The following is a 23,370-nucleotide window of genomic DNA, read 5'->3' as shown; positions in this document are numbered from 1 at the left end:
GTGAGTTGAGTGGGTGGACGAAGGCCCTCCAGGCTATCGAATGCTCCCCTGCCCTGCTGTGCATTTGCGCTGCGTGGTGTTGCTTGACCGTGGGGCGTGGACTGAAGTGATCGGGCATCACGGCTTCAGGGGATGTATGGCCTTCTCCTGGGATGGGAGAATTGGGTTGCGGGTACCAGAAAGTACACTATACTATAGCCATGCCTGTTGCTTCCGAGATTTCGCGCATCCAGTACACCGGCAATGGGTCGTGGGTGACGCCGTATAGTGTGCCGTTCTATTTCCTGAGTGAGGCGGATATCAAGGTGGTGCTGACGGATGGGAATGGTGTGGAGAGCCCGCTGACGGAGACGACGCACTATGCGCTGACGGGTGCGGGTGAGGCTGGAGGCGGGAGTCTGACGACGGTGGTGGGATATGATGGGACGCACACGCTGACGATTTATCGGGAGCCGGAGCAGACGCAGAGTGCGGAGTTCCAGTCGACGGGGGCGCTGCCGGCGGATACGCTGACGCGTGGGCTGGATAAGCTGACGATGCTGGTGCAGTCGCTCTCTCGCAAGGTGACGCGGTGCTTCCGGCTGAATGACAAGGCGGGCGATGTGGTGGCGCTGTCTGAGGCGACGAAGGCGAATACGGTGTTTGGTTTTGGGTCGAGCGGGGATCCGGTGCTCCGGGACCGGGTGGCGCTGCTGTCGCTGTTGTCACTGTCGGGTTCGTTGCAGGGTGCGCCGACGGCGTTCTGGTCGGATGATGGTGAGCGGGGGCTGAAGGTGCCGGATTTTGTGGGGCAGCTGGGGGTGCAGCTCAATACTTCGGCTCTGTATCGGAGCTCGGGGTCGAGTGCGGGGAACTGGAGTCTGCTGGTCCGGGATGAGGATGATATGGCGGGCAACGATGCGCTGCGTGCGCCCTCGCAACAGAGTGTGAAGGCGTATGTGGATGCGCGGGATGCGGCGTCTGTGGCGACGCACATGCCACCGGGCATCATTGCGCCTTATGCAGGCCCATCCGCTCCGACGGGCTGGCTTTTGTGCTACGGCCAAGCGGTGAGCCGGACGACTTACACAGCGCTCTTTGCTGCTGTTGGCACCACGTTTGGCTCAGGTGACGGTTCTACCACATTCACGCTTCCAGACCTCCGAGGCCGCACTGTGGCCGGTATGGATAATATGGGCGGAAGCGCAGCATTACGTCTAACCAACAGTGGGACAGGCAATCCCGGCATCAATGGCTCCACCCTCGGGGCGACTGGTGGCTCCGACCGTCATCAACTCACCGCAGCCCAAATGCCCAGCCACACCCACTCATATAACAACAACGGCACGGGTTTCGACAACCCCTCGAATATCGCGGGAAGCCGTTACGGCGGTTTCCCGACCGCCGCAACTTCAGGATCCGCAGGAAGCGACCAAGCACATCCGAATGTGCAGCCCACTTTTGTCCTGAATTATATCATCCGCACGTAGCCGAAGGCACCGCATGCGGACGCGAATCGGAGGCTACGGAGCATTGGCGTCTTCCTATCGACACCGACAGCGGAACAAGGATTACAATCACAATCCAACCGCCTATCTCCAACCACAGCGGCGGCACCAAGGGGAACACAAGTGCATAGGCTCTCCCGTTTGTCCTGGGGTCGGTACCATCCGATGTTTTGAACCACACCTGGCTCCGACTCGTTGAGTACACTCCCTCGGTGGATCGCCGCACTTCGCTACTGCTCCAAACACGTTCCATCGGGCTTCTGCCATTCTCAATCAACCGGGTACGGAGATGCACAGGATTGGGACGATGTTTCGTGAAGGGTAGAGAGGCAGAAAAGACGCCGTCCCCAGATTGACTGATCGCATTCACGGGGATGGGAGACGTTCGAACCAACGGATATCCGACCCTAGCCTGGAAAATCGCAAACACTGAACCCAATGCAACAAGGGAAAGCGCCAATCTGAATGGCCAAGAACTGGCAAAACGGAGCTGCGACCGAGCTTCTACAGACTGCTCCGCCGACCGAACTCGTGAATGCGAAGCAGCAGAATTCGTGATTGAACGTCGCCATTTCCAAACCATGCGCTCTATGGTCGTCACAACCAGCCAAGACACGATCAACGACGCTATCGAGACCGCCACAAGACACGTCAGACTTTTCACCTCTGCCTTAAAGTAGAAGGAGTAGGCGTAGATCAACGGCATGTGAATTAGAAACACGCCGTATGAAAGCTGGCCCGCCATTGCCCCGCCGGGAAGCCTAATCTTGTTGGTAGTGATCCAGGCCAAAGGGAGACCGAGCAGGAACCCGAGAGCCGGGGAGGGCAGTCCCAATTGAAACCTGCCAATCGACCAAGCGACAAGGCAAGATGCGAGTACTCCAAGCCATGAGGTCAGAAGGTAGAACTTTGCGAATATTGCTCCGTCGGCAGCGTGGGATTCCAGCACTTTGTAGAGAACACCACCTGCCAAGAACATAAAAAGCACCCCTGGCAACAACCTATAGCCCCAAAGGTTTGGATCGATAACCGCATTTACTGAGAGGCCGAAAATGACCAGCGAAATCATTCCCAAAAGACCCTTCGCAACACTCGAACGCAAGATCAGTGGTAAAATCATGAAGGCCTGGATCTCAAGAGCGAGTGACCATGCCGTTGGAAGCAATGACAGATTGATCGAGCGCAGCACCGCCACATCCCAAAACATAAAATAGTTCAATGGAACGACGGTGATGTGGGCGAAGACATTTAAAGCGGTAGCCTCGGGCTGACCGATCCCCGCACCAAAGAAGAAAACTGCACTGACAAGAAGCAGCAGTGCGTAAACCGGATAAATCCGTAGAAAACGCTCCTTGTAGAAGAGCCAAAGCGTCCCCGGAGGAAAGAACCTGTCGAGCAACTTCGCCACGACATAGCCTGAAAGGATGTAGAACACTACCACACAAATGGGGCCCAAATGAAGCGCGCCCACGCCATACCCCAGGTGGTAAGCGAGAACTCCAAAGGCCAGAACCAATCGCAAGTAGCCATGCATCGGCGGACCTTTGCATTGAAGGAGGTTCTGTCTACAGCATCTGCTCGGAAATATGAGCATCTGCGAGCTGTATGGACAGAAGCATCTCAAGCAGGTGAAAGCCGAACGTTTCTGACCGATGCGCGTGGCAAGAGTTAGCGCGACAACGTTCTGAATAGAGGGAGCGAGAGCTTCATGGAGATGACATCGCGGACCACTTTCAAAATACCCACCCACTTAGGCGCATCGGATGCTGGGTTCCGTGTAAGCTCTCCAGGAGATCACGGCGAGATTCCTTCGTTCAAAGCGGTGTCGCGGCCTCCAGGGAGGCCCTTGCCACCGCACTCCAAGACGCAAAGCGAACTGGGGCGTTGAGTTGGCGGGCAGTGCGCCAATTCCCTGCTGGTCCCATCACGGTTTCTTAACTGACACGCATGCGCGCTGGAGGATTCTGCCGCCCTTCAGACAGTGCTGTAAACGCGGGGAGTCCACGCTCATCCATCCACGTCCATTCCACACAAACCTCCATAGCGGTGGAGGCCGGTCGTGACTCACGACTTTAGAATGATCATTTCAGTTGCATGGTGCCAGAAAACACGTAACATCCTTCCTATGCCGGTTGCTTCAGAGACTTCCCGAATTCAGTATGTGGGGAACGGTTCGACCACGACACCCTACAGTGTGCCGTTCTATTTCCTGACCAACGCGGACATCCGGGTGGTGCTGGCGGATGCGAATGGCGCCGAGACGTTGCTGGTGGAGTCGACGCACTACACGCTGACGGGTGCGGCCAGTGCGCTAGGGGGAAGCCTGAAGACCACAGCGGCGTACAGCGATACGCATTCCCTGACGATCTACCGGGAGCCGCAGCAGACGCAGAGTGCCGATTTCCAATCCACGGGGGCCCTTCCGGCAGACACGCTGACGCGAGGACTGGACAAGCTGACGATGCTGGTGCAGTCGCTCTCGCGCAAGCTGGGACGGTGCTTCCGGCTGAATGACAAGGCGGGTGATGTGGCGGCGCTCTCTGAGGCGACGAGGGCGAATACGGTGTTCGGATTCGATGCGAATGGTGCCCCTGCTCTGCAGGATCGTCTGGCGCTGCGCTTGCTGGTATCCCTGCCGGGCTCTGTGCACTCTGCGCCGACGGCGTACTGGCTCAACGACGGCGAGCGTGGGGTGAAGGTGCCGGACTTCGTGGGTCAGCTTGGAGTCCAACTGGATTCATCTGCGATATATCGCGCCAGCGGCCCGGCTGCCGGAAACTGGAGCGATGTGACCCTGGCGGGACAGCTTACCCTGAACAATGTCCCGGATGCTTTCATCCCTTATGCGAAGCTCCAAGGCGTGAGCAGCGGGCAGAGGATTCTGGGACGCAAGAGTCCTGCAGCGGGTCCTGTGGAAGAACTTTCGGTTTCGGATTTACTGACCGTGCTGGGGCGCTCTGTGAGCAAGGTGCTCTTTCAATTTCACCCATTTCAGAATGAGCCTCCGGCCAGTGGATTTGCCACATTTGATACGCGGAACTCGAGGCCGGTGCTGGACTTTGATGATACGAGTGCTGAGGCGGCTGTGTTTTCTGGCAGGATTCCCGAAGGGGTCTCTCTTGCGAATGGGATCACGGTGCTGGTGCAATGGGCAGCAACGAGTGCGACCACAGGAACTGTTGGCTGGGATGTGGCCTTTGAGCGTGTGGTGGAGGGCTCGCTGGATATGGATGGCGATGCCTTTGACTCTCCACGGACCATCACCGCAAGCACGGTGCCCGGGACAGCCGGCGTGTCCAAAATCACGAGTGTTTCATTCAGTCAGGCACAGTTGCCAACGAGCCTGATTGCGGGCGACGCCTTTCGCCTGAGGATACGGCGCGATGTGGCCAACGACAACGCTACCGGAGACGCTGAACTCCACCACCTGGAGGTGCAACTGCAGTAATGGCGCGGGCATTTTCCAGGGCGTCGTCCCAATCCATCACCGCGGCGTCCAGCACTGCGCTGGAGCTTGGCACGGGGCCATTCTCCGTGGCGGCGACGATTTATCCGTACACGGTGGACTACACAGCGACTTCATCAGGCGTGGTCTTTTCCAAGGGTATTGACCCCAGCAACTACTTTGACCTTGAGGTGTATCAGTCGAAAGTGCGGGCTGGGGTGGGAACGGCCCTCATGGACAGTCCTGTCATCCCAGTGAACGCAGTCTACCGGGTGATGGTCACGCGAAGTGGAACGGCGTTATCGCTCTATGTGAACGGTGCGCTTGTCGCTTCATCCACATCTTCCGCCAGTGTTTCCAACCCCACCAAGAATGTGACGATAGGGGTGCGCCCGGGAACCTCCTACTTTTTCAATGGTGAGATCAGCGAGGTGGCGATGTGGTCAGCAGCGCTCGGCGGGGATGAGATGATTGCGTATATGAAAACCTATTCTGCGGCCGTCCTCCGTCCCCAAGCGCTGGTCTTCTATGCTCCACTGGTACGAGATGTGGTCGAACTGAAACGTGGTCTGGCGCTTACCAACAACGGCACCACGGTGGTGCCGCACCAGAGAATTCGTTTCTAGAGAGAGGCCATTCACTACAGAGGCGACGGCTCATCGCGGAAGCTCAAGCATTGCTGGCCCCTTCAGGCTGGTACGAGACGAGGGCGACTGCCCAGCCAACACTTCACCGTAAATAACGAGTCATGATTCCAACTATGAAAGGAATTCCAATCCTGGCGGCGATGGCCGTCGTCATGCTGAGCTCATGCAGCTTGGCTCCAACGCAGGCAGACCCTTTTGATGCAGCCATTCAGGCCGCATTGGGCAGCATGGCTGGCGGCATCATGGGAGCAAACATGGGAGGTGCGCAGTGAACGCCCGGCCCATCGTGAGAGCGATGCTTGGCGCGAGCTTTCTGGCGCTGTCATCTTGCGTGGTCATGCATGAGCGTGATGGTGAGGGGAGGTCGGCGACGTATGCGAGCCTTGGGGGGAAGGGGGCATATCGGAAGGGGTATGGGGTGATTCACAACCACGAGAAGTCCTTCCGGGATGGTGCGGTGATGGTGGGCACGCTGGCGACGAGCTATTTTGGCGCGGTGACGACCCAGGCAGCGGAGGCGACGAACCAGGTGGCGCTGAAGGAAGCGACCAGAAAACATGTGTCTGATAATGCGCTGAAGGGTAAGGCGATTGAGGCAAATGCGGCGGCGCACGGGGCGGCGATCTCTGCGGAGGTGCCAGGTGTGGTGCCTGCGGTGGCGCCGCCGGCGATTACGCCTTGAGGGGATTTAGCAGTTCTTGGTTCTTGGTTTGGGATGCGAGGTGTTGGGAGATGGAGGTGGGTATGAGGATGCTTTTGATGGTGGTGCTGCATGATTGGCAGGAGCATGGGAAGGCGATGATGGCTTCGGCGGTGGCGACGTTTGCGATGGTGGGTGATATCGCGGCGGAAGCGAAGGGCTGGGAGGATGTGAGCCTGAAGGTGCTGCTGCTCATTGCGGTGGTGTTTCTGGTGAGGCTGCTGCTGAAGCAACAGGCGGAGTACAAGGCGGAGACGGTGGCGAGGGAGCAGCGGATGCTGGAGGCACTGAACCGGACGGCGGAGGGGATGGAGGCGCTGACGGGCCTCATCCAGGAGCAGACGGACTATTTCAAGAGTGTGGTGAAGCATGTGGTCAGCGAGCGACTGCAATCGCAATCGAATTCGCAATCACCGCACGCGGGAGCGCCGTCACCCGCGACGAAGCAGCCGTGAACGGCATCACAAAGGAGAACGATGATGAGCTTGATGGAACAGCCAGATATACGTCCGGTGCTGACTCGTGGTGGCTGGAGCTACCGGTTAAACTCGCCCTACTTCTATGAGTGGGAGAAGCATGGGGTGCGGCGGCGGTTGAGAATCGCGGCGGGATTTGAATACGATGGCGCGAGTGCACCGCGGCTGCTCTGGACGCTTACCGGAATCGAGCGCGATGGTTTGCAACGGGCGGGGGCGCTGGTGCATGATGTGATGTATCGCCATGAAGGGCGGCTGCCGGCGGGTATGCAGGAGGTGTGGAGCGAGGGGCACCAGGAGTGGGAACCCATGCCTGAGGTGCTATGGACACGCGCGGAGGCGGATGCGCTTTTCTGCCGGATGCTGCGCGAGGCGGGTGTCAGCATGCTGAAACGGCGGATGATGTATCGCGGTGTGCGGATGTTTGGGTGGAGGTTCTGGAAGGGTGAAGGGACGGTGACGAGATCATGATATGTGGATGGGACATCTCCTCGACTCTTTCAGAGTCGGAATTCTCTGCCGGCACACCCAGGGTGTCGGTCGCCTAGGCTCCCTAACCCTGGGCTGGGCTCCTGTGCCCCTTCAGGGCACGAATACGAGCATCTGGCGCTCATTTCGAACCATCGGTGGTGAAACATGGAAGACCCTTGCCCAATAGAAACATAGTCACAGGCCTTTGATATCGATAACAAGAGGAAGCCAAGTCACGCATGGGGATTTCTCTCTTCATATATCTAATGAGCTATCCTGGCAGTACCCGTGCCAAGAGTATCAGGGACTGCCACGCTGATCCGTGGCCTCAGACGAGTGGGCTGCAAGCTGAAGGCTGAGGACTCAACACAGCGCCGAACGGAGCGAGACGAGTGCGAAGCAGCCCGAAGGGTGAGTACCGCAGGACGAATCAAATACGGAGACGCGGAGGCACGAAGTTCTTGGGATGAACGGTGGGCCGTCGGAAACGAGAAATGCAATTTTTCTATATATATGTATGAAAACCTCAGAGCGTTTATATCATCATGCGCGAAAGGACCTCGGGATGGCGGAGGTGGAGGGAAAGGGCTCGCATCCGCGCATCAGGCTGGCGATTGAGACGGCGGCGAGGTGGCTGGACGGCGATGACTCGAAGACGGCGTGGTGCGGCTGCCTGATGGGGCTGTGGTGCCTGGAGCTGGGGCTCGGCGTGCCGACGGCGTATTATCGCGCGGTGTCATGGCTGGACTGGGGCCATGAAGTGGACAAGGCGGAGGCGGAGCTGGGCGATGTGGTGGTGCTCAAACGCCCCGGTGGGAATCACGTGGCCCTGCTGGACCACGTGGCTGGCGGTCGCTGGCACCTGCTGGGAGGCAACCAGTCAAACACGACTTCGATTGCGCCTTATGCGGAGGATTTGGTCTTGGGCGTGCGGCGCGCGGCGTAGGTATTGAGGGCGCGGCGGAGCCACTCGGTCCAGTTCAGGCCGGAGGCTTCCTGGGCTTCACTCCAGGTGCGCCATTCTTCGCTGCTGCCACGGATCTGCCGGGTGACGGTGACGGAGACGTTCGAGGCGGGCTCGGGACGGTAGGCGCGGGCGCGGCGGCGCTTGGTCTCGAGGACTTCGTCTGTCTTGGTCTCGTGATAGTGCGCGAGGACCTTGGCCTTTTTTTCCGCCCGATGCTTGGCATCCTTCTGATAGCGCTCGCGCATGCGGCGGGCCTTGTCTTCGCGGCGTTTCACAGGGTCGGCGTAGGGCATGTGTGAGATCGTATGCAGAGTGAAGTGTGATACAAGCGGTGTTGTTTGTTTTTTCTGGTGCCTGTGGGTGTGGACCTATGGGGCTGAAGATTGGATGGTGTGGTCTTGGGTAGCCCGGAGGGCCTTCGAATACCCGTGAGATGGATGGAGACGCGCTCACGCTGGCGATTGACGTGCTGCCGCTCCATGTCACATCACACTCCACGTCCACATCATGTCATCAGAAGGTGGGGAGCGGGCGGGCATGGAGGACGATGACGCATGCGCATGTCGCGCCACTGACGGCAGTAGGATGGTGTCGTACCCTGCGAAAGAGTACCCTGTGTGGGAACAAACTCATGGCGTGGAACGCCTACAGGCTCCGCGCCCGAGTTCCCGCCAAAGCGGTGCTTCGCACACGCACTCCAAGGCGCTTCGCGCAAGGTGGTGCATGGAAGGGGTTTACTGAACTCACAGCATGGGCGAGCTCACGAGACGTCTCGTGAGCGTACGCGACGCGCTCCAGCCAATCACCTCGTCTTCGACATGCGCTGCTGTTGCCTGGGGTGCGTGAACCAATACCTGTCCTGATGGCTTGGCAACATGGCGATGGGACCCATGATTTTGCCACCGCAGAGAATGACACCGCTTTTCGTCTCAAAGAGCAGCATGTCACGGAAGTAGGGTGGCTGGCTATCATCGGAGAGTCTCAAGGTTTCTGCGGGGAAGCTCTGCTCGGTGACCGGCACAAACTTTGTGCGAAACGCCTCAGGCAGCAAGGCGCGGACTTTTTCCACATTGGGCGAAAGTCCCGTGATGTCCTTGGGGAACCAAAAGGTCCAGACCCAAATAGACTGCCGTATCTCAAAGGGCAAGGCGCCCTGGAATTTCGCCATGGTCAGCTCCGCGTAGGAGCTACCTGAGCCAGTGATGTAGGCAGATGTCGGCGTCACCTGAGTGACCTGGGGCATGAGGACTTTCAGCAGACGGCGATTCCATGTATCCCCGAGTCCGGGATGGACTTTATTCTCGGGTTCGCACCTCATGTCATCGTGAAGTGCGGGGCGTACCAATGCCCTGGCAGTACTCCACCAGGGGTCACGATTCCAGGCTTTCTTCGGCCAGTAGTCCTGCGACTTGGGCACCCAGTCGAGCTGGGCGCTGGTGAGATCCGGCTGAGGGATGGGAGGGCCATGCGGAAGCTCCTGCGCAGGTGCGACGCCCTCGCAAAAGGAGACTGCAGCCAGTGCGACGGCAGCACAGAACCTGACCCATCGATTACACAACTTCATCTGGAGTTTTGATTGTCGTGCGGGACACCGAAGCGAAGGACAGCGCCGTACCATCTTGCAATAGATCGAGCAAACGAATCAAGCCTAAACTCGTGTCACCTAGTCGTGTCTGGGCGCTCCCAATGGCTTGTGAGTCCTGCATCCGCTCTCGCTTCCATGCCAGACCATGCACACGCGGACAGGGACCGGTCATTTCACTTTTCCTCTTTTTCCTGCAGCGGCGCGCAGTCACAATCGAGGCAGCCGTGGGTGGCGCAGGTACGGCAAATGGCTTCGAGCTGGGTACGGAGTTTCTGGCGGGCGCGGTGGAGGCGTACGTTGACGGTGTTTACACGGAGGCCTTGGGCGGTGGCGAGGTCGGTGGGTGAGGCACCGTCCATGTCGACCTGGCGGAGGAGAGCGGCGTCCTCGGGTGGGAGGGCATCGATGAGTGGGAGCACGCAGCTGCAGAGGTCGCGGTTTTCCTCCGTGTCGAGGGCAGCATTGGCCTCGTGCGCGTAGGATTCCAGCGCACGCTCGGAGGCTTCGTGACGACGGTGGGCATCGATGATGGCGTGGCGCAGGACGCGGTAGAACCACGGCACGACGCCTTCATCCTCCGCGGGCTGCTTCTCGGAGCGGAGGGCCTTCAGCAGGCAGTCCTGCACCACGTCCGCGGCGAGTTGGGGATCGCCGGTACGCTTGCGCACGAAGGCCTCGAAGGCTGCACGCTGATTCAGGAGAAGATTACTGTTCATGTTTATTGGACTCACCTCCGCGCCGGGCTAAGATCAAATACGATCTCCATTTGGTAACAAAACGGCTCCTCGTGCGTGTGCGGTAATGACGGGCGGCCTCACCAGAGTACCCGGCCCAGTCGTATCCCCTTTATAGACATGCATCCTCCGGCTGAGAAATCCCAAGACCCGCAAGCACCAGAATCCACCCCAGCTACCGAAGGCGCACCTGCAGATCCCGGTGTGCACTCGTGCTGTGGCGGCGGGGGAAGTGCGCACAAGGATCATGCGGAGGCAGCGACCACTGCCGCGGAAGCACCGGCGCATCCTTCCAAGAAGAAAGAGAAGGCGAAGGGGAAAAGTCATCGCGGTCACAAGGAACAACACGGAGAGCACGACTGCTGTGCCGGCGCCAGTTCCAAGGCCACGGCCGGCGCTGGGACGGCACAGGTGTCCGAGTCTTCGCACGCGCCTGCATCTGCATCTGTCCCCTCCCCTTCCCCGACATCGCCGGCAGCCATCGCGGCGGCGGTGAAGACAGAAAACACAGAGTCAAAGTCCTGCTGTGGTGGCGGGCATGGCCACGGAGACCACCATCATGGCGAGCACTCGGTGAAGCCCTCGTCGCAGGCGAAGTATTTCTGCCCCATGTGCCCCGGCGTGGAGTCTGACAAGCCGGGTGACTGCCCGAAGTGTGGCATGGCACTGGAGAAAAACCACGCATGGAAGCCGGAGACGAAGGTCATCTACACCTGCCCGATGCATCCCGAGGTGGAGCAGGACAAGCCCGGTGATTGCCCGAAGTGTGGCATGGCCCTGGAGCCGAAGACGGTGCCCGCAGCAGGCGACGAACCAGAAGAAAACACGGAGCTGAAGGACATGACGCAGCGCCTGTGGGTGACGGGCGCGCTCACGCTGCCGGTCTTCATTGTTGCGATGGCGCATCTCATTCCCGCGCTCGCGCATACATGGGTGGATGGGCCGGTATCCAGGTGGATGCAGTTCATCCTGGCCACGCCGGTGGTGCTGTGGGGTGCGGCGCCGTTTTTCCGCCGTGGATGGCGCTCCCTCGTGACGTGGAATCCCAACATGTGGACGCTCATCAGCCTGGGCGTGGGTGCGGCGTATGTCTTCAGCGTGGTGGCTGTACTCGCCCCGCAGGTATTTCCCGAGGCGCTCGTCATGCACAGCGGTGTGCCGGTGTATTTCGAAGCAGCGGCAGTGATTGTCGTGCTGGTGCTGGTGGGGCAGGTGCTGGAACTGCGCGCGCGTGAACGCACGGGCAGCGCCATCCGCGCGCTGCTGAATCTCGCACCGCCACATGCGTGGCGTGTCACCACGAAGGGTGATGAAAAGGTGCCGCTCGATCAGGTGAAGGTGGGAGACAAGCTGCGCGTGCGCCCCGGTGAGAAGGTGCCGGTGGATGGCGTGGTGCTAGAAGGACACTCCGCCGTGGATGAATCCATGATCACGGGTGAACCCATGCCGGTGGACAAGCTGAAGGACGACAAGCTCACAGGCGGCACGATGAATGGAAGCTCTGGCAGCCTCATCATGCGTGCGGAGCATGTGGGTGCGGATACGATGCTGGCGCACATTGTGCAGATGGTCGCCGAGGCACAACGCAGCCGCGCACCGATACAGGGTCTGGCGGACAAGGTGGCGTCCATCTTCGTGCCGACGGTGGTGGCGGTGGCGATTCTCACGTTCGTGCTGTGGGCGTGGCTCGGGCCGCAGCCGGAGGGGTGGATCTTTGGCCTCACGAATGCGGTGGCAGTGCTCATCATCGCATGCCCGTGTGCCTTGGGGCTGGCGACTCCCATGTCCATCATGGTGGGTGTCGGCCGTGGCGCGCGTGCCGGGGTGCTGGTGAAGAATGCCGCGGCGCTGGAGAAGCTGGAGAAGGCGAGTGTGGTGGTGGTGGACAAGACCGGCACGCTCACGGAGGGCCATCCCTCGCTGCAGGCAGTGCATCCTGCGGAGGGTTTCACGGAAGATGAAGTGCTGCGCATCGCGGAGTCGCTGGAGATTCACAGCGAGCATCCGCTTGCAACGGCCATCGTCACCGCGGCGAAGGAGCGGAAGCTCAAGAGCGCGCGCACGACGAAGTTCACCGCGACCACGGGTGGCGGTGTCTCCGGCAAGGTGGAGGGCAAGAAGGTGCTCGTGGGGAAGGCGGAGTGGCTGCTGGAAAATGGTGTGAGTGGTGTATCAGCTTTCGATGAACAAGCGTCCGTGCTGCAGAGCGAGGGTGCCACGGTGATCTATGTGGCCATCGATGGCGTGACGGCGGGCATGCTCGTCATCAGCGATGCCATCAAGAAGACCACTCCCGAGGCGGTGGCGGAGTTGAAGCATCTTGGATTGAAGGTGGTGATGCTCACGGGTGACAGTCCGCAGACGGCGGAGGCGGTGGGCCGCTTCCTGGAGCTGGATGCTTATCACGGTGGCGTGTCGCCTGCGGAAAAGAGCCGGCATGTGCAGCAACTGCGCGACAGTGGCGCGGTGGTGGCGATGGCCGGAGATGGTGTGAATGACGCGCCTGCGCTGGCGAATGCGGATGTGGGTATTGCCATGGGCACCGGCACGGATGTGGCCATCCAGAGCTCCGACGTCACGCTGGTGAAGGGCGACCTGCTGGGCATTACGCGCAGCATTCACCTGGGCCGCGCGGTGATGAAGAACATCCGGCAGAATCTCTTCTTCGCCTTCGCGTATAACGCGCTCGGCATCCCGATTGCGGCGGGTGTATTATATCCTGTGTTCGGTTGGCTGCTGAGCCCGATGATTGCCGGCGCGGCGATGAGCCTGAGCTCGGTGTCGGTGATTGGGAATGCCCTGCGACTGGCGCATGCGAAGCTGGAGGGGCGGGTGGATTGAGCTCGGTGCGACGGTGAGCGGTGAGCGGTGAGCGGTGAGCGGTGAGCGGTGAGCGGTGAGCGGTGAGCGGTGAGCGGTGAGCGGTGAGCGGTGAGCGGTGAGCGGTGAGCGGTGGGACGGTGGACTGCGGCAGGGACGATTTGGGTTAACCGCAAAGGGGCGGAGTGGCAAAGGACGCAGAGGAGGGAGAGGGCTTGGTGCTGGGGTGATGCACTCGCCATTTGAAGTAGTACGCCTCGATACAGAGGAGGCGGAGACGCGCAGGATGCGTGCTGGGTGGAGTTTGCCTGCATGGTTTTTGTCGCAAAGCAGCCAAGCAGCGAAAGCAGCAAAGAAGCTCACGGAGGTTAGGCCTTCCGGCCTGACAGAGGGTGTTGGGTCTTCTGACCCGACGGTCGTTGATTGCTCTTTGCGCAGAGGGCACAATTGGGGTTAATCGCAAAGGGCAGAGTGACAAGGACTCGGGCGCTTCATCCAATCTGTAAGCAAAAACTAAGAAGTTTTTCCTCGTAAAAATCCTTCGGGATCGCTAGCCTCGGGCCATGAAACTTCACCGGCGGTTTTGGGGTGTGGTTGTTGTCGTTGCGGCTCTTGTCGGCCACGCGAAAGCTCAGGATTATCTCCTGGATTACGGCCCGCCTCCGGACCGGGTCAGTGAACTCCCCACGCCATTCACGCCCTTCGAGGAGCCCGTGGAGAGAGGACGGCTGGGGACCTTTTCGAGTGAGCCCTTCATCCGCGATGCGGTGTTCAGCCTGGACCCGCGCTTCTATTACCGCTATCTGCGGAACAGCAGGGGCAGTTCGGATGTGCTCGCGGGTGGTGGCACCATGGGCCTGACCACGGGGGAGTGGCTCGGTGTGGTGCAATTCGGCGTGGTGGGATACACCACGCAGCCTCTGACGGACCTGGATGGCGCGGACCCGACCGGCCTGGTGGGAACGGATGGTGAGGGCTTCACCACGCTCGGCGAAGCGTGGGCGAAGCTGAGCTACAAGACAGTCACAGCCACTCTCTTCCGCCAGCGTCTCGACCTGCCGTTCATCAATGGCAATGACTCGCGCATGCTGCCAAACACCTTCGAGGCCTATCAGGTCGAGGCCGAGTTGACGGAAGGCGTGCGGGTGAACGCGGGGTATGTGGCGAAGATGAGGGCGCGTAACAGCCCGGACTTCATCCGGATGTCGGATGCGGCCGGCGCTCCCGAGGTGAGCCGTGGCGTCACGTTTGTCTCCCTCCTTCTCGGCTCTGAGGACAAGACGTATTTCGATGCGAATACCCAGGTCACGCGGGACCTTTTCATGAGCACCTATATCCAGACGGGGCACACGTGGCAGCTCAATCCGGAAGTGGAGTTGCGCGGTGATCTCCAGTTCGCCGACCAGCGCAGTGTGGGTGACGACTTGATTGGAGACTTCGACACGCAGTTCTATGGAGCCAGGCTGGCCGCGAGCTATCGCGGGGCGGTCCTCTCCTTCATGGCCACCTCGACCGGCAGCAGGTCTGGCATTGTCGATCCCTACGGGGTCGATCCAGGGTTCAACGGGATGATGCTCTCCGGCTTTGCTCTGCGGGATGAGCGCTCTGTTGGCACCAGCCTCAGCTATGACTTTGCGAAGGTGGGTCTGGAGGGGCTGACGGCTTGGGCTCACTATGCGTATGGCAGACTGCCCTCGGATAACCATGAACAGGAAATCAATGTGACGGTGGATTACCGGATCACGGAGGGCTACCTGAAGAACTTCTGGCTGCGCGTGCGTTATGCGCATCTGGATGAGAAGCGGGGTTCTTCGACGGAGGATTTCCGGGTGATTGTGAACTACTCGCTGGCGTTTTGAGGGGGGATGGTGAGGACGTGGGTGTAGCGGCGTGCATGGGATTCAACACAGAGGCACGGAGACGCAGAGACACGGAGAAGTTCGGAGAGTTAGCTGGGGATGGGTCACTAGTCGGGTTGGCTTCGAGGTGAAATGAACCGGAAACGTCTCGTGACTTGCACAGTTCGTCCCGGCTGGAAATGACTTCTGCGCGCACCACCTTGCGCGAAGCGCTTTGGAGTGCGTGTGCGAAGCACCGCTTTGGTGGGGTGCGTTGGGTACGGAGCTCCGACTGGCGCACGCTCGCGATGGATAGTTGGGAGTCACCAGGACGCATCAGCGCGCACAATTTCCGCTTGGGGTCATGAATAGATCGGACGTCATTCACCTCGCAATGCTGCCTCCCAAAGCGGTGCTTCGCACGCGCACTCCAAGGCGCTTCGCGCAAGGTGGTTCCCGTCATGAGAACTCATGGCCGGTTTGCGTCGGACACATCACGAGACGTGCCGGTATTGTTCCATCGTTCATCTTGGTCAGATGACTCTCCCCTGCCCTACCCTCAAACCCCTCCGTGTCTCTGCGTCTCCGTGACTCCGTGTTGAATCCGAAGCGCACTACCACACCCAGCACCCTCACCACTACAACGTCAGAGCCCCGCTGATGAATCCGCAGACTCCCACCAGTCCGGCAATGGTGATGCCGCCGAAGACCAACTTCTCTTTTGAATCAAATACCGCGAGGCCCTGCTCGCGTCGTGACCAGAAGTAGAGCGCCGTGCCCAGTGCATACAGCATGCTGGAGAGAAGCAGGAATTTCAATCCGCCTGCATAGATCATGCCTGCGGCGTAGATGGTCGCGATGGCGCCGAAGATGAGATCCTTCCGCCGGGCGGATTCTCCGGTCTGATACGTCTCGCCCTTCGAAGCGAGCTTCCATCCGTAGGCAGCCACCAGCAAATAAGGTACGAGCGTCATCACGCTGGTCATCTTGAGCGCCAGCTTGAAAGCATATTCCGCGAAGGGTGTGATCAGCAGAAACGCCTGAATCAGCAGGTTCGAGGCCCACAGCGACGCGACGGGAGCCTTGTTCTTGTTCTCCGTGGCCAGGAACGCGGGCATCGTCTTGTGACTCGCTGCGGAGAACAGCACTTCAGCGGCCACCAACGACCATGAGAGGTAGTTGCCCAATACAGAAATGAGCAGCCCGATGCTGATGAACACCGCGCCCCAGCGCCCCACCACCGCTTCCAGCACACCAGCCATGGAAGGCGTGGCCAGGGCCGCAAGCTCCGGACGGAGCAGCACGCCGTAGGAAAGCATGGTCACAATCACCAGCAACGAGAGCACCCCGAGAAAGCCCAGCACGGTGGCCACACCCACATCGCGGCGATCCTTTGCATAACGCGAATAAACACTGGCACCCTCGATTCCCACGAAGACAAATACCGTCACCAGCATGGTGCTGCGCACCTGGTTGAAAACACTGCTCACCGTTCGCTCTTCCCCACCCCAGAAATTCACGGCGAAGATGTCCGACTTGAACCCATAGATGGCCAGGAAGATGAAAATCACCAACGGCACAATCTTGGCTACCGTGGCAATGGTATTGAGCGCTGCCGCCTCCCGGACTCCACGCAAGATGAGGAAATGAACCAGCCAGAGTAGTATGGACGCACCCAGCAGGGCTGCGAATGTGGTGCCATCGCCAAAGATGGGAAAGAAACCTCCCAACGTGGATTTGATGAGCACCAGGCAGGCCACATCCGCAAGGCAGGCCCCCACCCAGTAACCAAAGGCAGCGAGGAATCCGAAATAATTGCCGAAGCCTGCCTTGGCATACGCATAAATGCCCGCATCGAGATCCGGTTTACGCCTCGAAAGAGTCTGGAAGACAAACGCGAGCGAGAGCATGCCAAAGCCGCTGATGGTCCACGCAATCAGCGCTCCAAAGACTCCCGTCGCATTCCCGAAGGCTGAGGGAATGGCAAAGATACCCGAGCCAATCATGGAGCCCACGACCAGCGCGATCAGGGCTCCACGGGAAAGCTTCCCTTCAGTCGAGTCGGTCGACATATGCGTAAGGAATCCACCACATCCACACCCGCGGGTGCACTCGCACCCGGCCTACATTGCATCTTCAATTCTAATCCGCCGCATCACGGATGATAGGGCAGGTCATGCAGTGGCCACCGCCACGTCCACGACCCAGTTCCGCACCCGTGATGGTGATGACCTCGACACCCTGCTTGCGCAGCAGTGAATTGCTATAGGTATTGCGATCATATCCCACCACCACGCCGGGGGACATAGCCACGTAGTTGTTGCCACTGTCCCACTGCTGACGCTCGGCGGCATAGGCGTTTCCACCAGTCTCCACCACGCGGAGCTTCTTCAGACCCATCGCGGCGGCCAACACATCCACGAGGGGTTTCTTTTCCTCAATGATATCCACGCCTGAGGGATTATCTCCCGGCACCAGGGTGAAGGTCTTGATTTGGTCCACAATGGTGGGATACAGGCTCACCACATCACGATCGCAGAACGTGAACACGGTATCGAGGTGCATCGCCGCACGCAGCTTCGCCATGGCGGCGACAATCACGCGCGACGCCGCCTTCTTCTCAAAGAGCGCAGCAGCCAGCTGGGTGATGCCTTGTCGCGAAGTGCGCTCGCTCATGCCAATCAGCACCGCACCGTTTCCGATGATGAGCACATCTCCCCCCTCCACGGTGGCCAGCCCGTGGCTCTTCGTCGGGTCACCCCACAGCACATTCACCTTGCCCGCGAAATCGGGGTGGTATTTGTAGATTGCCGTCGTGAGCCGAGTCTCATCCACACGCACGGGCCAGTAGAGTGGATTCAGTGAGACACCGCCGTAGATCCAGCACGTGGTATCACGCGTGTAGAGTGTATTCGGCAGGGGCGGGAGAAGATATTCGGCGATGCCCGTGGCTTCGTGAGCCAGCTTCAGCAGATCGCTCTTCAGAATGCCGGCGACGTCCACGGTGGAGAGCCCCCCGATGAGGTACTCCGCGAGTGTCGCGGTCTTCAGCCCATCCAGATACGAGCGAATCTCGGAGACAAGCCCGTGCCCCACTTCCTCCGCAATGATCTGCTGATCGAGAATCCACTTCTTGGCCTCGGGATTCTCCAGCGTGGTCGCGAGCAGCTCGTGCATCTCCACCACATCCACCCCGCGTTCGCGCATCTTCGTGATGAAATCGAAGTGGTCCCGCTTCGCCATCTGCACCCAGGGCAGTTCATCGAAGAGGAGCTGGTCACAATTCGTCGGCGTGAGCCGCGTGTGGGCGAGCCCGGGTGAGCAGACCATCACTTTCCGGAGCTTTCCGACCTCGGAGTGGACACCGAAGACTTGTTTGGCGGAGGCAGGCTGGGATGTGGACATGGGATGAGTTCTTTCACGTTTAGATTTCGATTCTGCCGGTGATGAGGCCATAGAGGCCTGCCACAGCTCCCGCGAGGATGATCGCAAGAAGGATCCAGTCGCTGGTCTTGGAGAAGACAGGCTCTCCCTGCTCACGTCGTGACCAGACGTAAAGAATCGTTCCAGGTCCGTAGAGGACTGCGGAAAGCAGCAACTTCGTCCCCGCCGTACAGATCATGAAGAAGGTATATACCGTGGCGACGCTAGCGATGATGAGATCCCGCTTCCTATCCTGCGGTCGCACATCATAGGTCTCAGCTCGCTTGCAAAGCAGAAACGCGTAGGCCGCCACCAGCAGGTATGGGATCAACCCCACCGCACTGGTCATATCCAGCATCAGATTGAAGGCATTATTCGAGAAGTAGGTGGTGATCACCATGAGTTGCACCACAATGTTGGTAATCCACAGCGCATTGGCTGGCACCTTGTTGGCGTTCTCCTTGGCAAAGATGGCCGGCATGTCCTTGTTCTTCGCCGCCATGAACATCACCTCAGCGCAAATCAGCGACCACGCGAGATAGGCTCCCAGCACGGAGACCAGCACGCCGACACTCACGAATACAGCTCCCCACTTCCCTACCACTGCTTCCAGCACCTCAGACATGGAGGGCTGCCGCATCCCGGCGATCTCCGCTCTTTCCAGCACCCCGTAGGGAAGCATCGTAACCAGGACCATCAACACCGTGACCCCGACAAAACCGACGATGGTGGCCTTGCCCACATGCGATCGCTCTTTGGCATACCGCGAGTACACGCTCGCACCTTCAATCCCCAGGAAGACAAACACCGTCACCAGCATCGTGGCCTTTACCTGCGCGAAGATCCCACCTTCCAACCCAGCGCCGTAAAGGTTCGCGTGGAACTTGTCCCACTTGAACACAGAAAACAGGATCACGATGAACACCAGAATCGGAACGATTTTTGCCCAGGTGACAATGGTATTGATCGCCGCCGCCTGCTGCACGCCCCGCAAAATCAGGAAGTGGAAGAGCCAGATGCCCACGGAGGCAACCACGATGGCCACCGCCGTGCTGCCATCGCCAAAGATGGGAAAGAACCGTCCCAGGGTCGACTTCACCATCACCCAATAAAATACGTTCCCGATGCAGCTTCCCACCCAGTAGCCGAACGCCGACAGAAATCCGGGGTAATCTCCAAAACCCGCCTTCGCGTAGGCAAACACACCGGCATCAAGGTCAGGCTTTCGTTCTGCAAGGCTTTGAAAAACCCGGGCCAGCATGTACATGCCCGTACCCGCTATCCCCCAGGCAATCACAGCTCCCAAGGGCCCTGTGGCTTCTGCGAACCGTCGGGGCAGGGAGAAAATCCCCGCGCCTACCATTCCACCAACAACCAGCGCAATAAGCGCTCCGAGCGAGATTTTTTGAGGTCCCGGTGCGCTCATTCTTGCACATTACCCGAAAGCCTCCTTTGACTACAAGGTTAATCGTGAAACATCGGCCAATTCTTTAGTCTATAGATAGATGGTGCAAGAACGAACACTGCACTTTGGTTCAATAGAGGCGCTGCCATACGGCACAAAGATTTACATGGCACTCAATTCTACCATTGCTTAGAGAAATCGTTTTGATGCAATACAGGGCAATTTAGATAACTAAATATCTGCCTCGTGAAAACATTCAGCATCACTCTTTGTTCTCTATATCAAGCAGTCACCGCTTGAACAGAGGGCACCTTCCTGCTCACGGGCCTGAGCCACCATGACGTCAGTGTGAGAATCAGAAGCAGCACTCCGGGGAATACTTCACCAAAGGGATGCCCCGCGATGACATGCGAGACGGCCGCTCCGGACGCGACAAAGAAGAAGCCCGCGTAAGCCCATTCCTTTAGCAACACGAATCCAGGTGCAAGGATCGCTGCCACACCAAGAACCTTCCACACGCCCAGGATGGGGCCCAGATAGGCGGGATAGCCGAGGTGGACGATGACATCCATTCCCGCCTTCATCTGGAGCAGTTGGAAGATGCCGCTGGAGAGCATGCCCAGCGAGAGCCAGAGAGTGGCAATCCAGTAGGAGATTTTTTTCGTCTTTGTCATGGGTGATGATCGGTTGTTGTCTTGGTGATCGCGCGGTGCGTGGTGATTGCTGGCCTATTTCGACTGCAGTTTGCCAGCGACTTTTTGGAGGCTGTTGTGTGCCATGTTGATGCCCCACGTCATGCCCATCTCCACCATCTGGTCGCGCAGGGCGACGGAGCGGTAGACGATGTGCATCTTGAGTCTGCTGGTATCTTCAGTGAGACTCTCGAAGTCAAAGAACTCGAGCTGCGCGCCGAAGGGCTTGCCTTCCATCTCGAAGGTGCGCGTGAACTTCTCATTCGGGGTGAAGTCGTGAAACGTCCCGCTGAAGACGTGCTTGTTCCCCTTGGGGTCGGTGGTTTCGAAATGCCAGCCCCCATGTTTTCTGCCTTCCAGCTTCAGGACCTTCGTGCCCATCCACTGCTCCACGATCTCGGGGTCGACATGTGCCCGGAAGAGCAGCTCCACGGGCAGGTCAAACTCGCGGGTGATGAGCAGTTCCTGCTTGCCGTCCTCGGCATGGACATTGGTTTTGCGTTCCATGGTGCTTCCTTCTTTTCTTATCTTATTTGGGTGTTTTGTATTTCTTCATCACCGCTTCGAGCTTGTTGAAGCGGTCGTCCCAGTGCTTCCGGAAAGGTTCAATGAAATCGGCAATCTCCCGCATCTTCTCTGGATTGAGGTGGTAGTAGATTTCCCTGCCCTGCTGCTCCTGCGCGAGCAGCTCGCACTCGGTGAGGATTTGCAGGTGCTTGGAAACAGTGGGCCGTGCCGTGTCGAAGTTCGCCGCGATGGCGCCTGCCGTCATGGACTGCGTGGCCACCAGCAGGAGGATGGCCCTCCGTGTGGGATCTGCGATGGCCTGGAACACATCTCGTCGTAAGTTCATCGTGTAGCTATGTGGCTACATGATTGCGCGTAGTCATTTGGCTACGCAAATCTTTTTTCGTGGGAATCTGCCCGCAGCCCTCTCAGCTTCACATCCTGCCCCACCCCACTCCCTGCCACCTCCTGCGGCAGAGATGTTCACCGGTCTGGATTCGATTCCCCGCTAGAGGTGAAGGAAGGGCTCGTTATGATCTGCCTCACTTCATGAAACTCGGCGCCGCTTTTGTTTTTGTATTGTTGCTGCTCATGGCCTCCAGCCTCGCGCGCGCAGAGGTCATCAGCTATCCGCGTGTGCCCGGTGATGCTGCCAACTTGGATTACCCCAGTGTGAAGGTCAATGGCACAGCCATCGACACCTGCAGTACAGCCATGAACGTGGGCTATGCCCACTGCGCCTTTCCAGACAAAGCGGAAATAGAGATCACCACCAGGGAGCCCATTAAGACATTCGACATCAGCCCGCATCGCGCCGGAGTCGTGGCCAAGGCCGTGGGGAACAAGCTGGTATTCACCCTGGCAAAGCCGGTGCACTTGCACATCTCGGTCAATCAATTGCCACGCTTCTTCCTCTTCACGGAAGAACCGGAGTCTTCCGTGCCGAAGGTGGGCGAAGACGGTGTGTTTGAACTCACGGCGCTGGGTGTGCGCAGTTCACCGGAGGAGGTGCAAACGAAGCAACTCCAGCGCGCCATTGATGAAGTATCCGCCAGGAAAGGCACCTTGCTCATCCCACCGGGCATCTACCGGACTGGCGAGCTGCAGCTGAAGAGCCACCTCACGCTCTACCTCGCACCCGGCGCCGTCCTCAAGGGTACAGGTAAGATAGCCGACCACCCGCGGAGCGATCTTGGCACCCAACTCCTCCTCCTGCAGGACTGCGAGGATGTGCACATCCAGGGACGTGGTGTCATTGATGGACAAGGCCGCCAGTTGCGACTCTCGGGCGAAAACTCTTCCAACTCCCGCAGCAAGCTCTTGCGCAGCATGCGCGCTCGCAACATCACGGTGGAGGGAGTCATTCTACGCGACGCAGGCACCTGGGGAGTGCATCTCATCGAGTCCGAGGATCTGCGCTTCACCAACGTGAAGCTCATCTCAAATACCAGGCACGATGACCCCACCTTCCCCTGGGAGATGAATACCGACGGCTTCGACCCGGACAACTCCTCCCGCGTACTCATCGAGCGCTGCTTCATCAGCAGCAACGATGATTCCATCGCGGTGAAACTCCGCTACGGCACACGACGCGACTGCTCCAGTATCGTCTTCCGCAACAACATCTGCTGGACCGTCAAGTCAGCCCTCAAAATCGGCAGTGAAGTCTACGAGAAGAAGCTGAGTGATGTGACCTTTGAGAACAACGACGTGATCCGTGCTGACCGCGGCATCGTGGTCTATGCCTACGACGGCGCCACCGTGGAAAAGGCAGTGTGGCGGGGGAACCACTACGAGTTCATCGGTGGTGACACGAAGCGGATGCTCATGGAGATCAAACTCAATGAGGACGACGGAAAAGGCCAGCTCCGGGACCTTCTCATTCAGAACGAGACCTTCGAGAGCGAAGCCGAAACCCCCTCCAAGTTGCAGGGTCTCGACGCGACGCATCAGCTTGAGAACGTCACCTTCGACAACCTTGTCATCGCAGGCAAAAAGCGGCTCAGCGCCGCGGAGGCACGCATCGAGATATCGCGCCACGTTGGCGAGGTGCGATTCAAATAGTAGGGCAAAGACATGTCAGCACAGATGGCCTGACATTGCGTAGCGGCCTCACCAGCCGGCCTTCCCCAGCTGCTATCGGGAGAAATCAGCGGCAGTTCCATAACCGCCT

The 23,370-nt window shown here is 59.1% G+C and carries 20 protein-coding genes; 10 read left to right on the top strand and 10 right to left on the bottom strand.

Annotated elements, in window-relative coordinates; all coding sequences use genetic code 11:
- The first annotated feature begins 200 nt into the window (after positions 1 to 200).
- Positions 201 to 1,469, top strand: coding sequence for a tail fiber protein (locus G5S37_RS10330; protein ID WP_165203418.1), 1,269 nt, complete (start codon positions 201 to 203; stop codon positions 1,467 to 1,469).
- Here G5S37_RS10330 and G5S37_RS10325 read toward each other — a convergent pair.
- On the bottom strand, positions 1,456 to 3,021 hold the full coding sequence (locus tag G5S37_RS10325) for an acyltransferase (protein WP_165203416.1): 1,566 nt from the start codon (positions 3,019 to 3,021) through the stop codon (positions 1,456 to 1,458). The two genes, G5S37_RS10330 and G5S37_RS10325, sit on opposite strands and share 14 nt — an antisense overlap.
- A gap of 591 nt (positions 3,022 to 3,612) precedes the next feature.
- Here G5S37_RS10325 and G5S37_RS10320 point away from each other — a divergent pair.
- The 6 genes from G5S37_RS10320 (at position 3,613) to G5S37_RS10295 (ending at position 8,172) form a co-directional block, all read left to right on the top strand.
- Positions 3,613 to 4,935: a hypothetical protein gene (locus G5S37_RS10320; RefSeq protein ID WP_165203414.1), complete on the top strand. Its 1,323-nt coding sequence runs from the start codon at positions 3,613 to 3,615 to the stop codon at positions 4,933 to 4,935.
- A complete protein-coding gene (locus G5S37_RS10315; RefSeq protein WP_165203412.1) occupies positions 4,935 to 5,558 on the top strand; it encodes a LamG domain-containing protein in 624 nt (207 codons plus the stop codon). The genes G5S37_RS10320 and G5S37_RS10315 overlap by 1 nt, the downstream gene beginning before the upstream one ends.
- 307 nt (positions 5,559 to 5,865) lie before the next feature.
- Entirely contained in the window at positions 5,866 to 6,261 is a 396-nt protein-coding gene (locus tag G5S37_RS10310) for a hypothetical protein (protein WP_206026382.1), read from the top strand.
- 62 nt (positions 6,262 to 6,323) lie between these two features.
- Positions 6,324 to 6,734, top strand: a complete 411-nt coding sequence (locus G5S37_RS10305; protein ID WP_165203408.1) for a hypothetical protein — start codon at positions 6,324 to 6,326, stop codon at positions 6,732 to 6,734.
- Between the two features lie 33 nt (positions 6,735 to 6,767).
- Positions 6,768 to 7,226: a DUF1353 domain-containing protein gene (locus G5S37_RS10300; protein WP_165203406.1), complete on the top strand. Its 459-nt coding sequence runs from the start codon at positions 6,768 to 6,770 to the stop codon at positions 7,224 to 7,226.
- Positions 7,227 to 7,743: 517 nt separating this feature from the next.
- Positions 7,744 to 8,172, top strand: coding sequence for a TIGR02594 family protein (locus G5S37_RS10295; protein ID WP_165203404.1), 429 nt, complete (start codon positions 7,744 to 7,746; stop codon positions 8,170 to 8,172).
- Here the strand turns inward: G5S37_RS10295 and G5S37_RS10290 are convergent.
- From G5S37_RS10290 to G5S37_RS10280, 3 genes are all read right to left on the bottom strand, one after another.
- Positions 8,130 to 8,486, bottom strand: coding sequence for a hypothetical protein (locus tag G5S37_RS10290; RefSeq protein ID WP_165203402.1), 357 nt, complete (start codon positions 8,484 to 8,486; stop codon positions 8,130 to 8,132). The genes G5S37_RS10295 and G5S37_RS10290 overlap by 43 nt on opposite strands.
- Before the next feature lie 509 nt (positions 8,487 to 8,995).
- The gene (locus G5S37_RS10285; protein ID WP_165203401.1) at positions 8,996 to 9,757 is read right to left on the bottom strand and encodes a hypothetical protein; all 762 of its coding nucleotides are present in this window, start codon (positions 9,755 to 9,757) and stop codon (positions 8,996 to 8,998) included.
- A gap of 194 nt (positions 9,758 to 9,951) precedes the next feature.
- A complete protein-coding gene (locus G5S37_RS10280) occupies positions 9,952 to 10,494 on the bottom strand; it encodes a sigma-70 family RNA polymerase sigma factor (protein WP_165203399.1) in 543 nt (180 codons plus the stop codon).
- A 138-nt stretch (positions 10,495 to 10,632) separates the two neighbouring features.
- On the opposite strand from G5S37_RS10280, the gene G5S37_RS10275 reads away from it, so the two are divergent.
- Entirely contained in the window at positions 10,633 to 13,353 is a 2,721-nt protein-coding gene (locus tag G5S37_RS10275) for a copper-translocating P-type ATPase (RefSeq protein WP_240914847.1), read from the top strand.
- 542 nt (positions 13,354 to 13,895) lie between these two features.
- Positions 13,896 to 15,191, top strand: a complete 1,296-nt coding sequence (locus G5S37_RS10270; RefSeq protein ID WP_165203397.1) for an OprD family outer membrane porin — start codon at positions 13,896 to 13,898, stop codon at positions 15,189 to 15,191.
- Positions 15,192 to 15,808: 617 nt separating this feature from the next.
- Here the strand turns inward: G5S37_RS10270 and G5S37_RS10265 are convergent.
- The 6 genes from G5S37_RS10265 to G5S37_RS10240 form a co-directional block, all read right to left on the bottom strand.
- Complete coding sequence (locus G5S37_RS10265; protein ID WP_165203395.1) at positions 15,809 to 17,242, bottom strand: basic amino acid/polyamine antiporter; 1,434 nt, start codon at positions 17,240 to 17,242, stop codon at positions 15,809 to 15,811.
- Between the two features lie 70 nt (positions 17,243 to 17,312).
- Positions 17,313 to 18,575: an arginine deiminase gene (arcA, locus tag G5S37_RS10260; protein WP_165203393.1), complete on the bottom strand. Its 1,263-nt coding sequence runs from the start codon at positions 18,573 to 18,575 to the stop codon at positions 17,313 to 17,315.
- A gap of 19 nt (positions 18,576 to 18,594) precedes the next feature.
- Positions 18,595 to 20,019 carry a basic amino acid/polyamine antiporter gene (locus G5S37_RS10255; protein WP_165203391.1) on the bottom strand — a complete coding sequence of 475 codons (1,425 nt, stop codon included), beginning with the start codon at positions 20,017 to 20,019 and terminating at the stop codon, positions 18,595 to 18,597.
- A 260-nt stretch (positions 20,020 to 20,279) separates the two neighbouring features.
- Positions 20,280 to 20,672, bottom strand: a complete 393-nt coding sequence (locus G5S37_RS10250) for a DoxX family protein (protein ID WP_165203389.1) — start codon at positions 20,670 to 20,672, stop codon at positions 20,280 to 20,282.
- Between the two features lie 54 nt (positions 20,673 to 20,726).
- A complete protein-coding gene (locus G5S37_RS10245; RefSeq protein ID WP_165203387.1) occupies positions 20,727 to 21,197 on the bottom strand; it encodes an SRPBCC domain-containing protein in 471 nt (156 codons plus the stop codon).
- 22 nt (positions 21,198 to 21,219) lie between these two features.
- The gene (locus G5S37_RS10240; protein ID WP_165203385.1) at positions 21,220 to 21,543 is read right to left on the bottom strand and encodes a metalloregulator ArsR/SmtB family transcription factor; all 324 of its coding nucleotides are present in this window, start codon (positions 21,541 to 21,543) and stop codon (positions 21,220 to 21,222) included.
- A 203-nt stretch (positions 21,544 to 21,746) separates the two neighbouring features.
- On the opposite strand from G5S37_RS10240, the gene G5S37_RS10235 reads away from it, so the two are divergent.
- Positions 21,747 to 23,261, top strand: a complete 1,515-nt coding sequence (locus G5S37_RS10235) for a glycosyl hydrolase family 28 protein (RefSeq protein WP_165203383.1) — start codon at positions 21,747 to 21,749, stop codon at positions 23,259 to 23,261.
- The last annotated feature ends 109 nt before the right edge of the window (positions 23,262 to 23,370 follow it).

The sequence above is a fragment of the Roseimicrobium sp. ORNL1 genome, from assembly GCF_011044495.1.
Lineage (GTDB): Bacteria > Verrucomicrobiota > Verrucomicrobiia > Verrucomicrobiales > Verrucomicrobiaceae > Roseimicrobium.
The sequence above is the reverse complement of the archived record's forward strand: the minus strand, read 5'-3'. Positions and strand labels throughout refer to the sequence as shown.